The organism is Burkholderia sp. LK4 (assembly GCF_001043615.1).
In the GTDB taxonomy this organism is placed as follows: domain Bacteria; phylum Pseudomonadota; class Gammaproteobacteria; order Burkholderiales; family Burkholderiaceae; genus Burkholderia; species Burkholderia cepacia.
This window is the reverse complement of record NZ_LDUL01000045.1, coordinates 15,695-29,952: the sequence shown is the minus strand read 5'-3', so window position 1 is coordinate 29,952 and position 14,258 is coordinate 15,695. Positions and strand designations below refer to the sequence as shown.

12 protein-coding genes are annotated in these 14,258 nt (G+C 68.9%); 5 read left to right on the top strand and 7 right to left on the bottom strand.

Annotated features, from left to right (window positions below):
- Nucleotides 1–93 precede the first annotated feature (93 nt).
- Together VK92_RS22680 and VK92_RS22675 are read left to right on the top strand one after the other, a co-directional pair.
- Nucleotides 94–345 carry a hypothetical protein gene (locus tag VK92_RS22680; RefSeq protein WP_048021897.1) on the top strand — a complete coding sequence of 84 codons (252 nt, stop codon included), beginning with the start codon at nt 94–96 and terminating at the stop codon, nt 343–345.
- Nucleotides 346–391: 46 nt separating this feature from the next.
- Nucleotides 392–1,357 carry a quinone oxidoreductase family protein gene (locus tag VK92_RS22675; protein WP_048021898.1) on the top strand — a complete coding sequence of 322 codons (966 nt, stop codon included), beginning with the start codon at nt 392–394 and terminating at the stop codon, nt 1,355–1,357.
- A 168-nt stretch (nt 1,358–1,525) separates the two neighbouring features.
- On the opposite strand, the gene VK92_RS22670 is transcribed toward VK92_RS22675, so the two are convergent.
- From VK92_RS22670 to pdxR, 5 genes are all read right to left on the bottom strand, one after another.
- Nucleotides 1,526–2,617 carry a porin gene (locus VK92_RS22670; RefSeq protein ID WP_048021900.1) on the bottom strand — a complete coding sequence of 364 codons (1,092 nt, stop codon included), beginning with the start codon at nt 2,615–2,617 and terminating at the stop codon, nt 1,526–1,528.
- Between the two features lie 160 nt (nt 2,618–2,777).
- Complete coding sequence (locus VK92_RS22665) at nt 2,778–3,845, bottom strand: ABC transporter ATP-binding protein (protein WP_021164062.1); 1,068 nt, start codon at nt 3,843–3,845, stop codon at nt 2,778–2,780.
- Complete coding sequence (locus VK92_RS22660) at nt 3,838–5,610, bottom strand: ABC transporter permease (protein ID WP_048021901.1); 1,773 nt, start codon at nt 5,608–5,610, stop codon at nt 3,838–3,840. The genes VK92_RS22665 and VK92_RS22660 overlap by 8 nt, the downstream gene beginning before the upstream one ends.
- A gap of 122 nt (nt 5,611–5,732) precedes the next feature.
- Entirely contained in the window at nt 5,733–6,833 is a 1,101-nt protein-coding gene (locus VK92_RS22655) for an ABC transporter substrate-binding protein (RefSeq protein WP_021164064.1), read from the bottom strand.
- Nucleotides 6,834–7,051: 218 nt separating this feature from the next.
- The gene (pdxR, locus tag VK92_RS22650; RefSeq protein ID WP_048021904.1) at nt 7,052–8,539 is read right to left on the bottom strand and encodes a MocR-like pyridoxine biosynthesis transcription factor PdxR; all 1,488 of its coding nucleotides are present in this window, start codon (nt 8,537–8,539) and stop codon (nt 7,052–7,054) included.
- Nucleotides 8,540–8,641: 102 nt separating this feature from the next.
- On the opposite strand from pdxR, the gene VK92_RS22645 reads away from it, so the two are divergent.
- The 3 genes from VK92_RS22645 (at nt 8,642) to VK92_RS22635 (ending at nt 12,200) form a co-directional block, all read left to right on the top strand.
- On the top strand, nt 8,642–9,883 hold the full coding sequence (locus tag VK92_RS22645; protein WP_048021906.1) for a multidrug effflux MFS transporter: 1,242 nt from the start codon (nt 8,642–8,644) through the stop codon (nt 9,881–9,883).
- A 138-nt stretch (nt 9,884–10,021) separates the two neighbouring features.
- Complete coding sequence (locus VK92_RS22640) at nt 10,022–10,702, top strand: response regulator (protein WP_048021907.1); 681 nt, start codon at nt 10,022–10,024, stop codon at nt 10,700–10,702.
- Between the two features lie 79 nt (nt 10,703–10,781).
- Nucleotides 10,782–12,200: a sensor histidine kinase gene (locus VK92_RS22635; protein WP_042978283.1), complete on the top strand. Its 1,419-nt coding sequence runs from the start codon at nt 10,782–10,784 to the stop codon at nt 12,198–12,200.
- A gap of 135 nt (nt 12,201–12,335) precedes the next feature.
- On the opposite strand, the gene VK92_RS22630 is transcribed toward VK92_RS22635, so the two are convergent.
- Together VK92_RS22630 and VK92_RS22625 are read right to left on the bottom strand one after the other, a co-directional pair.
- On the bottom strand, nt 12,336–13,202 hold the full coding sequence (locus tag VK92_RS22630; RefSeq protein WP_048021909.1) for an MOSC domain-containing protein: 867 nt from the start codon (nt 13,200–13,202) through the stop codon (nt 12,336–12,338).
- 88 nt (nt 13,203–13,290) lie between these two features.
- Nucleotides 13,291–14,244 carry an ABC transporter substrate-binding protein gene (locus VK92_RS22625; protein WP_048021911.1) on the bottom strand — a complete coding sequence of 318 codons (954 nt, stop codon included), beginning with the start codon at nt 14,242–14,244 and terminating at the stop codon, nt 13,291–13,293.
- Between the last annotated feature and the right edge of the window lie 14 nt (nt 14,245–14,258).

The window sequence follows — 14,258 nt, the reverse complement described above, 5'->3', positions numbered from 1 at the left end:
CCGGATATCGGTATCGAATGGCCGTTATACCGGAGATCGGCCGAATTTGCACGCCTACACTGCGTCCATCGATAACAACCGGAGTACGACACGATGCGAGCCGAACAGATGCTTCCCGACCAGACCGACCGGATCACGCTCGGCGATACGACGATCCGCAAGGGGACCGTCGGTGCGTTCCTGGTCAACGCGCGGGTGCTGACCGACCCGAACGCCGCGCCCGCCGACCGGGCGCGCGCGGAAGCCGACGCGATCGATGCGTTGCCCGCGCTGCGTGCGCTCGGCCTGTTCGACGTGCTGGAAGTGCGCGATCCCGCGCTGCGCGCGTGGCTCGACGCACGCTGATGCGCACCGGAACCGTCGATCAGGATCCCCGATTCAAGGAGTCACCATGAAAGCAGCAGTCGTGACGGGCGCCGGCGTGCGCCCCGTTCATATGGAGTTCGATGCGCCGCACGCGATGCCGGGCCACAGCCTGATCGACGTGACGGCGTCCGCACTGAGCCGGATCGCACAGGGGCGCGCGGCCGGCACGCATTACTCGTCGGATGGGCGTTATCCGTTCGTCGTTGGCGTCGACGGGGTTGGCCGCCGTCTCGACGACGGGCAGCGCGTCTACTTCTTCGGCGCGCCCGCACCGTTCGGTGCGATGGCCGAACGCACGATCGCGCCCGATACGCGGTGCGTGCCGCTGCCGGATACGCTCGACGACGTCACGGCGGCGGCGATCGCGATTCCCGGGATGTCGTCGTGGGCGGCGCTGACCGAACGCGCGCGGCTCGTCGCGGGCGAGACGGTGCTCGTCAACGGTGCGACGGGCGCGTCGGGGCGGCTGGCGGTGCGGATCGCGAAGCATCTCGGCGCCGCGAAGGTGATCGCGACGGGCCGCAACGCGGCCGCGCTGCAGGCGTTGCTGAATGCCGGCGCGGATGCCGTCGTGTCGTTGCAGCAGGACGACGCGCATTTGGCGCGCGCGCTCGAGCCGCATTTCCGCGCGGGCGTGGACGTCGTGCTCGATTATCTGTGGGGCGCCAGCGCGCAGACGCTGCTGGTGGCCGCCGCGAAGGCGACGCCCGAGGGCCGCCGGCTGCGGTTCGTGCAGATCGGCTCGATCGGAGGCGCGGATGTGCTGCTGCCGGGGGCGGTGCTGCGGGCGACCGCGATCGAACTGATGGGCAGCGGCATCGGCAGCGTGTCGCTGCCGCGCTTGCTGGCGTCGGTGCGCGGTGTGTTCGACGCGGCCGGACCGGTGGGGCTGACGATCGACACACGCACGGTGCCGCTGTCGGCGGTTGGCGAGCACTGGAGCGATACGAGCAGCCTCGTTCGCCCGGTGTTCACGATGCATCGCGAGTGACCGGCAAGGGCCGCGGATGAGGGCGCGGTCGTCGTGTGCGGGAAGCTGACCGCGCACGTTGTCACGCTGATGCGCGCGGCGGATGCGATGCAGGGCCGCACGCACGCAATGAACCGCACAAGACGGGCGGCGCGATTCGAAGACCGCTCGCCGCCCGTATCGTCAAACTCAGAACCGCTGCTGAATCCCCGCCGTGACACCGACCTGCGTGGTGCCGTAGCCCACGAAATCGCGCGACACGCCGACTTTCTGGTCGTGCTTCGCGATCGCGAACGCACCGGCCGCGTACAGCACGGTGCGCTTCGACAGCGCGTAGTTCGCGCGCAACGATACGAGCGTCGGGTCGGCATCGCTGCCGCCCTTGATGTTCTGGTGATAGACGGCCGCGATCAGCGAGAACGCCGGCGTGAACTGGTACGAGCCGCCGAGCCAGTACGTGTCGCTCAACTGGTTCGCCGCCGTGGTGCGGAACGTGCGCTTGTAGTTGCGATAGCCGGCCATCGTCTTCAGGTTGCCGAAGTCGTAGCTCAGGCCCGCGTGGATGCCCTGGATGTAGTTGACCGTATCGGCCGGCGTGACGCTGTCGGCCGCGCCGTTCTGCCGGTCGAACGTGACCACCGCCGCGAACGGGCCTTTCTCGTAGCCGACCGCGAAATCGTATTTGGAGCTGGTCTTCACGCTGCCCGGCACGTTGCCGAAGCCGTACAGCGCGCCGAACTTGAACCCGCTGAATTCGCCGTCGTAGCGCACCGCGTTCGACGAGCGCGTGAACATGCCGTCCTTGCGGCCGCCCGTCGCCGTCGCCGCCGATGCCCACGAGTAGTTCTGCGCGTACCCCATCGGGTCGAAGGGCAGCATGTAATCGTAGGTGACGGTGTAGTTGCGGCCGAGCGTCAGTTCGCCCCATTTGCTTTTCAGGCCGACCGTCGCGCGGCGCGCGAAGATCGAATCGGGGCCGTCGTCGAGCGCGCCGTTCGCGAGGTCGATCCCGCTTTCGAGGCGGAACACGGCTTTCAGCCCGCCGCCGAGATCCTCGACGCCGCGCAGGCCCCAGCGCGACGTGTTCTTGTTGCCCGACTTCAGCTTGACCGAGCTGCCGCCCTCCGGCGCCGCGTGGTTCGTGTATTCGATGCCGGCATCCATGATCCCGTACATCGTGACCGACGACTGCGCGTGTGCGACGGATGCGGCGATGCAGGCCGCGGCGGCCGATCCCGTGAGGACTACTGTGCGAATCGAACGTTCTGCGCGTGACTTCATTGACGGTGTCTCCTTGGTTCTTGTGGGTTGGGGTGAAACGGATGGGGCGCGCAGCAGCCCACGACAGACGCCGGAAGACGTCCGCCGGAAGGCATGTCATCACATGACGCGATGTGCGCGGTGCGTGCGCGACGGCGAGCGTGCTGCCGCCGCGCGCAGGTCAGCCCGCTTTCGCGAACGCCCAGCAGTCGTTGGTCGGGAATTCGATCCAGTGCTTGCCCGCGGCGCGCGGCACGTGGCCGAATGCGCGAAGGCGCATCTCGCCGCAATGGAACAGGTACTCCCAGCGATCGCCGAGATACATCGACGTGACGAGGTCGGCCTGCAGCCGGTTCGCGCCCGGGCCGTCGGCGACCTGCACGCGTTCGAGGCGGATCACGGCCTGCGCGTCCTGGCCCGGCGCGAACGTGTCGCGGGCGAGGGCCTGCAGTTCCCAGCCGTCGCCGGCGAGCGTCACGCGTTCGCCGTCGACGGCCGCGACGCGCGCGTCGATCCGGTTGTTGCTGCCCATGAACTCGGCCGTGTACAGCGAGCGCGGCGCGCCGTACAGCTCGGCCGGCGTGCCTTCCTGCTCGATGCGGCCGTTGCGCAGCAGCAGGATGCGGTCGGACATCGCCATCGCCTCGGTCTGGTCGTGCGTCACGCACAGGGCCGACAGCCCGAGCGACACGATCAGTTCGCGCAGCCACGCGCGCGCTTCCTCGCGCAGCTTCGCGTCGAGGTTCGACAGCGGTTCGTCGAGGAGGATCACCGGCGGGTTGTAGACGAGCGCGCGCGCGATCGCGACGCGCTGCTGCTGGCCGCCCGACAGCTGATGCGGGAAGCGTTCCGCGAGATGGCCGAGGCCGAGCTGGTCGAGCGCGGTCTGCACGCGGCGCTTCTGTTCGGCCGGCGCGACGCGGCGCAGCTTCAGCCCGTAGCCGACGTTGTCGGCGACGGTGCGGTGCGGCCACAGCGCGTACGACTGGAACACGAGGCCGAGCGAGCGCTGTTCGACGGGCAGGTCGACGCGCTGCGCGCCGTCGAAGAACACGCGGTCGTCGAGCTGGATGCGGCCGTCGGACGGCTGTTCGAGGCCGGCCACCGCGCGCAGCAGCGTGGTCTTGCCGCTGCCCGACGCGCCGAGCAGGCACACGACTTCGCCGGCCTTCAGTTCGAACGACACGCCCTTGAGGATCGGATTGGCGCCGTAGCTGAGATGCAGGTCGTCGACGATGAGCTTATCCATGAAGTTTCACTCCGAAGCGCAGGGCCACGCCGAGACCGGCGCCGACCATCGCGATGTTGATGACAGAAAGCGCGGCGACCTGGTCGACGGCGCCGGTCGCCCACAGCGACACGAGCAGCGCGCCGATCACTTCGGTGCCGGGCGACAGCAGGTAGACGGCTGTCGAGTATTCGCGCTCGAAGATCATGAAGATCAGCAGCCACGCGGCGAGCAGGCCGAAGCGCACGAGCGGCAGCGTCACGTCGAGCGACACGCGGCTGCGGGTCGCGCCGACGCTGCGGCCGGCTTCCTCGAGTTCCGGGCCGACCTGCAGCAGCGCGCTCTGGATGAGCCGCATCCCGTATGCGAGCCACACGACCGTGTACGCGATCCAGATGCTCCACATCGAGTTCTTCAGCTCGCGCAGGCCGGGCACGAACAGGAAGATCCACAGGAACGCGAGACCGGCGAGCAGGCCGGGCACCGCGCGCGGCAGCAGCACGAGGTAGTCGAGCAGCTTGGTCGCCCAGTCGGGGCGACGGTGGCCGGCGAACGCGACGAGCGAGTAGAAGCCGATCGCGAGCGCGCCGCCGATCACGCCGATGCCGAGCGTGTTGACGATCGCGCGCACGAGGTTGTCCTGCTCGAACAGTTCGGTGAAGTTCGACAGCGTCAGCACCTCGGCGAGCGCGACGCCTTCGCCCCAGTTGGTCACGAACGCGCGCAGCACGATGCCCGAGATCGGGACGATCACGGTCAGCATCAGCCACAGCACGACGATCGCGAGCGCAACCCAGCGCCACACGCCGAGCGGCAGCACCGTCGTACGGCCGGCCTTGCCCTTCACGGTGACGAAGCGGTTCGCCGTCTTCAGCAGCCGGCGCTGCAGCAGCACGAGCGGGAACGTGATCGCGACGATGCACACCGCGACCGCGGCCATCAGGTGATACGACGGCACGCCGAGCTTGTTGGTCAGCTTGTACAGGTAGGTCGCGAGCACGAAATGGCCTTCCGGGTCACCGAGCACGAGCGGCAGCCCGAACACCTCGAAGCCGAGGAAGAACACCAGCACGCCGGCGAACAGCAGCGCGGGCATCGTCATCGGCAGGCTCACGTCGAGCGCGACGCGGAACGGGCGGGCGCCCGTGACGCGCGCGGCTTCCTCGACGTCCGAGCCGAGGTTGCGCAGCGCGGCCGACGAATACAGGTACACGTGCGGCACGTGCGTGAGGCCGACGATCACCGTGATCGCGAAGATCGAATACACGTTCCAGGGCACGTTCTGTACCCCGAACAGTTCCTTGAACCACACCGAATAGAAGCCGACCGGGCCGGCCGCGACCACGTAGCCGAACGCGAGCACCATCGGCGACACGAACACGGGCGTGAGCAGCAGCGGTTCGAGCCAGCGGCGGCCGGGCAGGTCGGTGCGCACCATCAGGAACGCGAGGATGCCGCCGAGCGGGATCGAGATGAACAGCATCCCGCCGGCGATGATGAACGAGTTCTTCACGGCCGACCAGAAGTCGGGATCGCTGAAGACGAAGCGGAAGCCCTCGATGCCGAGCGTCTTGTTCGCATCGAAGAACGGTGCGGACAGCAGGCTCTGGAACAGGATGAAGCCGAGCGGCAGTGCGACGGCGATGGTGAGTACCGCGACGACGATCCAGCGCAGCATGCCGGCGAGCGGCTGCAGGCTGTTGACCGGCAGCGCGGGAATCGCGTCGCGCGGGCCGGCGGCAGGTGGCGCGGCCGGTGCCGTGCCGCGGGTGCTGGTTGAAAGCATGAGTTCGCCCCTGCGGCCATCCGGATGGCCGCCTCAAGGAAGTCGGTAAGGGGAAGGGGCCGCCCGCGCGACGTGCGGCGGGCGGCCGTGGGTCAGCCGGAGCCGATCAGCCGATCAACGGATCAGCTCTTGATCGCCTGCTGCCATTGCTTCAGGAACGCGAGCCGCTTCGACTGGTCCAGGTAGACGAGCAGGCCGGTGCCGATCTGGATCGGCTTCAGCGAATCGCCGAGTTCCTTCGTGAGGCTCGCGGCCGACGTCTCGCCGGTCACGTCCGTGCGGATCGCGTACAGGTTCGCCTGGTTCGCGATCATGGTCTGGCCGCGCTTCGACAGCAGGTAGTCCACCCACAGCTTCGCGGCGTTCGGGTTCTTCGCCTTCTTCGAGATGGTGGCGAGGCGGCTCACGATCTGCGTGTAGTCCTTCGGGAATACGTAGCCGATCGACTTGTCCTTCTTCGCCTTCGCGTACGCGTACGAACCGATGATGTTGTAGCCGATCAGGTTTTCGCCCGACGAGATGCGTTCCATCATCGCGCCGGTGCTCGATTGCAGCTTCGGGCCGGTCTTGCCGATGGCCTTCACGAGTTCCCACGTGACCTTCTCGTTCAGGTGCGCGTCCTGCGTCAGCGCGTTGAAGCCGACACCGGATTTCTCGACGTCGTAGGTCGTGAGCTTGCCCTTGAACTTGTCCGGTTGCGACGTGAGCAGCTTGATCAGGTCGGTGCGCGTTTTCGGCACTTCGTTTTCGGGGATCAGGCGCTTGTTGTAGACGATCGCGAGCGGCTCGAACGTCGTGCCGTACGCCTGCTTCTGGTATTGCGCCCATTGCGGCACGTTCGGGCCTTCCGGCGAATCGTACGATGCCATCAGGCCGTCGTTGACGAGCTTGACCTGGAGGTCCATCGCCGAGCTCCACAGCACGTCGGCGCTGGTGCTGCTCGCCGCGTTCTCGCTGATGTAGCGGTTGTACAGCTCGGTGCTGTTCATGTCGTTGTACTCGACCTTCACGCCGTACAGGCTTTCGAAGTCCTTGATCAGCGGGCGCACGAGGCCCGTGTCGGTCGTCGAGTAGACGATCAGCTTGCCTTCCTTCTTCGCGGCGTCGATCACGCCCTGGTAACTCCCCGGATACCCGGCCGGAACCTGCGCGGCGGCGCTGCCGGCGGCAGTGCCCAGAACGACCGCCAGCGCGGCGGCGAGGTGCTTCGGTGCAAACGGCATGTCTTCCTCCAGTTACGTGTAGGTGTTGTTCGAGTGACGCGGATGTTAATTGCGGCGCACTTTCAGCTCGCTTTCATTTCAGTTCACAATCGCGTCGTTCGTGTCATGGATTTCCCGAGGTCGATGCGGCGGCGATCCGACGTTTCGCGGCGCGCGGCACGATCCGGCAACGGAGGGAAGCGGGTTGCCGCGGGGCGCGGCAACGACGGCGGGGGCGCCTAGGCGGGGTGCGCGAGCAGCTTCGCGAGCAGCCGGCCGCCATGCCGCGCGTGCGCGGCCGTCAGCGCCGAGTACCCGACGACGACGCCTGCTGCGCACCGCGCGCTTCGACAGAATCCGCGGACCGGCTGCAACTCGATGCCGGCCGCCCGGGCTTGCGCGACATACGTTGCGTCGTCCATCCCGGGCGGCAGCCACAGCACGAAATGAAAGCCCGCGTGTTCGCCGGACACCGTGTACCGTCCGCCGGCGTGTTTCGCCAGCTGATCGAGCACGATGTCGCGCCGCTGGCGGTACGCGTGACGCGCCGCGCGCAGGTGCTTCGCAAAATCGCCGTGCGCGATGAAGCGGGCCAGCGCCAGCTGGGGCGCCACGCCGACCGAGCGCGCGGTCGCGTGCCACACGGCCGACAGCGCCGGCCGCAGCGCCGCCGGCACGACCATGAAGCCGATACGCAGCCCCGAGAACAGCGTCTTGTTGAACGAGCCGCAGTAGATCACGCGATCGCACGCGTCGAGCGATTTCAGCGCGGGCAGCGGGGCGGTCTGGTAGCTGAATTCGCCGTCGTAGTCGTCTTCGACGATCCACGCGCGGGTGCGCTGCGCCCAGTCGAGCAGTTCGAGCCGGCGCGACACCGACATCGTGACGCCGAGCGGCGCCTGGTGGGCGGGCGTCACGTAGGCCGCGCGCGCATCGGGAAACCGGTTCAGCGACGCGGTATCGATGCCTTCCCGATCGACCGGCACGTCGATCACGGTCGCGCCCGCGATCGTGAAGATCTGCCAGGCCGACGCGTAACCGGGGTCCTCCATCAGCACCGTCGAGCCGGGCGTGAGCAGCGTGCGCGCGACGAGATCGATCGAATGCCGGATGCCGGTCGTGATGAAGATGTCGCCGGCGCTGCACGGGATGCCGCGATATTCGCGCAGATAGGCGGCGATTTCGTCGCGCAGGCTTTCGACACCTTGTGCCGGCGTCGCCCCGAGGTCGTTCGCCGTCGCGGCAAGCAGGCTGGCCCCGAGCGCCTTCTTCCATTGCTGCATCGGCAGCAGGCCGGGATCGGCAAGCCGCGCGACGAACGGGACGCCCGGTCGCACGCCTTGTTCCGGCTCGGCGGCGTCGGTCGTGCGCGCCGGCGCGGGGTGCGCGTCGGCAGGGGGCGCGCCGTTGTCGCGAGATTGCGCGGCCGCGCGCAGGTAGCTGTCCGGTACCACCGCGCATACCCGCGACCCCGACCCTTGCGCGCGGGCGATGTACCCCTCCGAGCACAGCCGGTCGTATGCCGCCTCGACCGTCCCCCGGGCGACGCCCCAGCGCGCCGCGAGGGTGCGGCTGGACGGCAGCGGGCTGTCGCCGGGGAGCAGGCGTTTCAGGATCGCGTCGCGTAGCGCGTCGGCGATGCATTCCTGCTTCGACTGCGGATTGCCCGTGGACAGCCCGGCAGGGCACGGCAGATCGAGCGGTATCGCGGCTTTGCCTCGCGCCATAGTGGTCCAGTCAGGGTCGAATTTAATGGCCCTTCAGCTTATATCACTTTGACCTTAGATTTCAGTCGACCACATCGATCCGACCGGAGGCGGGCTCACCGCATGAAAACGCGTTCATTACCCCAGTGGGGCTGGCTGTTCCTGTTGATGCTCGTCGTGTGCCTGCCGCGCGTCACGATCGATGCGTACCTGCCGTCGCTGCCGGCGATGGCGGACACGCTGCACGGCACCGACGCCCAGTTGCAGCTCACGCTGACGCTCTACATGGTCGGTTATGCGCTGTCGATGCTGGTGTCGGGGCCGTTGTCCGACCGTTACGGCCGTCGCCCTGTCCTGATCAGCGGCCTGTGCCTCTACGTGATCGCGAGCGTCGCCTGCGCGTGCTCGACCAGCATCGCGGCGATCGTCGCCGCACGCATTTTCCAGGCATTGGGCGGCTGCTGCGGCACGGTGGTCGGGCGGGTGATCGTGCGCGAGCGCTTCCCGGCCGCGATGCAGGCGACGATGCTGGGCCGGATCTCAGCCGGCATGGCGCTGTCGCCCGTGATTGCGCCGCTGGCCGGCAGCGCGCTGGCCGAGTGGCTCGGATGGCGCGGCGTGTTCGGATCGCTGGCGGCGGGCGGGGTGGTCGCGGCGGCGATGGTGCTGCGCTACCTGCCGGAGACCCGCGAAAGCGACGCGCGGCCGGCGCCGGGCGCGGGGCTCCTGCGGACCTACGCGGGCCTGCTGCGCGAGCGCCGTTTCCTGCGCTACTCGCTCGCGATCAGTTTCGCGTACTGCACGTACTACCCGTTCATCGCGGAATCGTCGACGCTGTTCCAGCGGCAGCGCGGCGTATCCGGCCCGGTGTATGCCGCGATCTTCGGCCTGACCGTGCTCGGCTACCTGATCGGCTCGCACGTGTTCGCACGGACCGGCACGCGCTGGAAGGCCGATTCGGTCATCGCGGCGGCGGCGGGCGTGAATCTGGCCGGCACCGCCGCGTTGTGGGTCGGCGGAGCGGTCGCGCCGACGGCGGTGGCGGCGCTCGTCGTCCCGATGTTCTTCGTGATGATCGCCGTCGGGATCGCGATCCCGGCCTGCCAGTTCGCGGTGATGCAGCCGTACACGACGATCGCCGGCACGGCGTCCGGGCTGTTCTTCTTTATCCAGATGGCGATCACGGCCGCGTGCGGCGGCGTGCTGGCGTGGCTGTCGGACGGTACCGCGCGCCCGATGATCGTCGTCACGGCCGGGGCGAGCGTCGCGTTCCTGGCGGTGGTGGTCGGCCTGCGCGAGCGGCGGCACGCAGGTGAAGGTTCGCGCTTCGCGCCGCGAAGCCGCGCCGCCGCCGCCGAGCGCTGAGCGCCAAGCGTTCGGCGACGGTCGGCGGGCCGTCCGACGCGCGGGCGGGCCCGCGGCGCAACCCGTGTTTCCGCGAGGCGTCGCGACGGAAAGGATCATGTAATGTAGCGGCCTGTCGCTGACCTTCCCGGAATCCCCATGCGTGTGCTGCTCGTCGAAGACAACCCGAACCTCGCCCAGTCGCTGAGCGACGCGCTGAGCGCGGCGCGCTTCGCTGTCGATCACATGGCGGACGGCGAGGCGGCCGACCACGTGCTGCGCACGCAGGATTACGCGCTGGTGATCCTCGATCTCGGGCTGCCGAAGCTCGACGGGCTGGAAGTGCTGCGGCGGCTGCGCGCGCGGCGCAATCCGGTGCCGGTGCTGATCCTGACTGCGCACGGGTCGGTCGAGGATCGCGTGAAGGGGCTCGATCTCGGCGCCGACGACTATCTCGCGAAGCCGTTCGAGTTGACCGAGCTGGAGGCGCGCGCCCGCGCGCTGATCCGCCGCAGCCACGGCCACGAGCATTCGCGGGTCGAATGCGGGCCGCTTTCGTACGACAGTATCGACCGCAGCTTCCATCTCGCGGGCGAGCCGCTGTCGCTCACGCCGCGCGAGCGTTCGGTGCTCGAGGTGCTGATCCTGCGCAACGGCCGTGCGATCAACAAGGAAACGCTGTCAGAGAAGATTTTCGGGCTCGACGAATCGGTCAACGCCGATGCGATCGAGATCTACGTGTACCGGCTGCGCAAGAAGCTCGAGAACACGGGTGTCGCGATCGTCACGCTGCGCGGGCTCGGTTATCTGCTGGAGGCGCGGGCGGAGGCGGCGGAATGAGCGTCCCGCCCATCCGCGGCGGTTCGCTGCGCCCCGACGCGGCGCGTGGCGTCGTTGCGGCGGCCCGGCGGAACGCATGATGCCCCGCCCGAACCTGCGCACGCAGGTCGCGCTGTGGCTGCTGCTGCCGCTGCTCGGCCTGCTCGCACTCGACTCGTGGCTCACGTATCAGCGTGCGATGAACGCCGCGCACGTCGCGTTCGACCGCACGCTGTCGTCGTCGCTGAAGTCGATCCGCGAAGGCGTGCGGCTCAATGACGGCGAGATCGAGGTCGACCTGCCGTATCTCGCGCTCGAAATGCTCGAATCGAGCGACGGCGGCAAGATCTACTACCTGATCCGCGAGGACAACGGCCACACGGTCACCGGCTACCCGGACCTGCCGCTGCCGCACGGGCGCGACGCGGGCGACGGTGCGCTGTTCGTCACGCGCTACTACGACGTCGTCTATCGCGGCGAACAGCTGCGGATGGCCGCGCTGCGCATCCCGGTGCACGACGTGCCGACCGCGCAGTCGCGCATCGTGTGGGTGATGGTCGGCGAGACGATCGAGGCGCGCCAGGCGCTCGCGCGCGAGATCCTGGTGGGGTCGCTGCTGCAGGAAGGGCTGCTGGTCGTGCTGGCGCTCGGCATCGTGTGGCTCGGCGTCGGGCGCGGGCTGCGGCCGCTGAACCGGCTGTCGGCGACGGTCGCCGCGCGCAGCGAGGACGATACGACGCCGCTCGATACCGGCGCGATGCCGAGCGAACTTGCGCCGCTCGTCGAGTCGATCAACCAGTACATCGGCCGCACGCAGCGGATGCAGGTCGCGCGGCGCCGCTTCTTCGCGGACGCGGCCCATCAACTGAAGACGCCGCTCGCGGCCGTGCAGGCGGGCGTCGAGCTCGCGCTGCGGCCGGACGAGCAGCCGCGCGCGAACGGGCACCTGCGGCGCGCGAACGGCGCGGTGCGGCAGGCCGCGAAGATCGTCCAGCAACTGCTGTCGCTGTCGCGGCTCGATTCGGACAGCGGCCACGCTGTTGCCCACCAGCCGGTCGCGCTGCACCGCCTCGCGCGCAGCGTGACGCTCGACTGGTCGCCGGTCGCCCGTGCGCGCGACATCGATCTCGGCTTCGAGCATGAAGCCGACATCGACGTGCACGGGCAGCCCGACCTGCTCGGCGAGATGATCGGCAACCTGATCGACAACGCGATCCGTTATGCGGGCGATCGCGCGGTGATTACGGTACGCGTGTCGCGCGACGGGGCGCATGCGCGGCTCGACGTGATCGACAACGGGCCGGGCGTGCCGGCGGACGAGCGCGACGCGGTGTTCGAGCGCTTCCATCGCGGCAGCAAGACGCAGACGGTCGAAGGGACGGGGCTCGGGCTGTCGATCGTGCGGGAGATCGCGCGCGTGCATCAGGGCACGGTGACGCTGGCCGATGCGGCCGGCGGGGGGCTGGTCGTGACGATCCGGTTGCCGGCGGCGAACGACGCGGGGGCGCATGCCGCGTGATGGCGAGTTGCGATGTGGGCAGCCGGGAGCGGTAACGGGTAAGCGGGAGGCGATTAGCAGGCAGTAGGAAGCCGCTCGGGCGGCTTCCGGGCTACGAAGACGATGTGATCGGGTGAGCGGTGCCGTGTGCGGGCCTCAATCGCCGAACCCGATCTCCGCTTCCAGCGCCTGGCCGACTTCGAGCCACCCGCCCGCGCCTTCGACGACGATCGCGTTGATGCCGAACGTCAGCTCGCCGCCGAAGTTCGGGTTCGCGCGATAGGTCTGCATCGTGTCGGTCGGCTCGTGCGGCCACGCGGGATCGGGCGCGCCGGTGACCTGGTCGATCGTCGGCATCGGGCAGCGCGTGCACGGCTTCACGAGCCGCAGCCGCACGGGCGACGCACCTTCCGTGTCGAGATGCTCGACGAAATCCTCTTCGTATGCGTCGAGATCCGACACCACGATGTTCGGCCGGAAGCGGTTCATCGGAATCGCCGGTGCACCTTTGGCGGTGAGCCGCGCGTTCAGGTCGTCGAGCGACGACTGGCCGATCACGAGCAGCGGGTAGCCGTCCGCGAACTGCGTATGCGTATCGATCTCGCCGGTCCATTTGCGGTTGCAGCCGCGGCGCGCGTCGGGTGCGAAGCGCGCGAGCTTCGCGGGCGTGCCGAGGAATTCGGTGAGCCAGGCGGCCGTTTCGGCGCCCGTGTCGATCGCATCGACGGTGTCGCGCCACACGGTCGCGGCCATTTTCGGCGTGGCGGGGGATACGTCGCCGTCGAGCGGCGTGCGGATCTCGCGCATGCCCGGCGCGCTCAGCACGAGCGCATCGTTGTTCAGTGCGGTGCGGATCAGCGCGAGGCGCGGGTGCGTGCGCTGCGTGATCATCTGTCCGGCGGGGTCGGTGATCAGCCAGTGGCGGTCGTACGCCAGGCCCGTTTCGAGCAACTGCGCGCGCGACAGCGCGATGCCGGCGCAGGATTTGATCGGATAGACGAAGAGTTCGGCGATGGCTGGCATGACGCTGGCTGAAGGCGGATGGCGAGAGTGCGATTGTGCCAGATCGCGCCGCAGCCGTTCGGACGGCTGCGCTGCGTCGCGCGGCCGGTCATGCGAGCGGGAAGCCGGGGTCGAACGTGGTACGCACGTCGAGCGGCTGGCGCAGCAGTCCCGCCTTCAGGTAGAAGTCGGCCGTGCGCTGCTGTTCGGCGACGACCGTCGCGTCGATCGGCAACCAGCGCGTGTTGCGGCGCTCGAACTGCAGCTTCGCAGCCGCCGGCGGAATGCCGATGATGCGCGCGAGCGCCGCCGAATACGCGTCGGCATGCCGGTACGACCAGGCCTGCGCGCGCACGACGCGCCGCAGGAAATCGTGCAGCACGTCGCGCTTCGACGCGATCGCCGCGTCGGTCGCCGCGATGTAGCTGAGGCCCGACCACAGCCCGCGGCCGCTGACGAGCACGCGCGCGCGCCCGCTCGTTTCCGCGAGTGCCGTATAGGGCTCCCAGGTCGCCCACGCATCGATCGAACCGGTTGCGAGCGCAAGCATCGTATCGGCCGGCGGCAGGAAGCGGAACGAGACGGCGTCGGGAGGCAGGCCGGCCGCGTCGAGCGCCTTCAGCGTGACGAAATGCCCGATCGAGCCGCGTGTGGTGCCGATGCGCTTGCCTTTGAGGTCGGCCGGCCCTTTCAGCGCGGCATCGGGCCGCACGAGCACCGCCGTGCCGTACGGGTCGGAGCGGTTCGCGCCGATCACCTTGATGCGTGCGCCCGACGCGAGCGCGAAGATCACCGGCGCATCGCCGATCGGCCCGCAGTCGACGGCGGCCGCATTCAGCGCTTCGGCGAGCGGCGCGGCGGCCGGGAACTCGGTCCACGCGATGTCGTACGGCAGGCCGTTCAGTTCGCCGGCTGCTTCGAGCAGCGCGCGCAGCCCGCCTTTCTGGTCGCCGGCGCGCAGCAGCGGCCGCGTGCCCGATTGCGCGCGCACGGCGGCGGGGGCCGCGGCGATCGTGGCGAGGGCGCTCGCTTGCGCGAGGAAGTGGCGTCGGGTCGGATTCATCGTGAAGTTCGGTC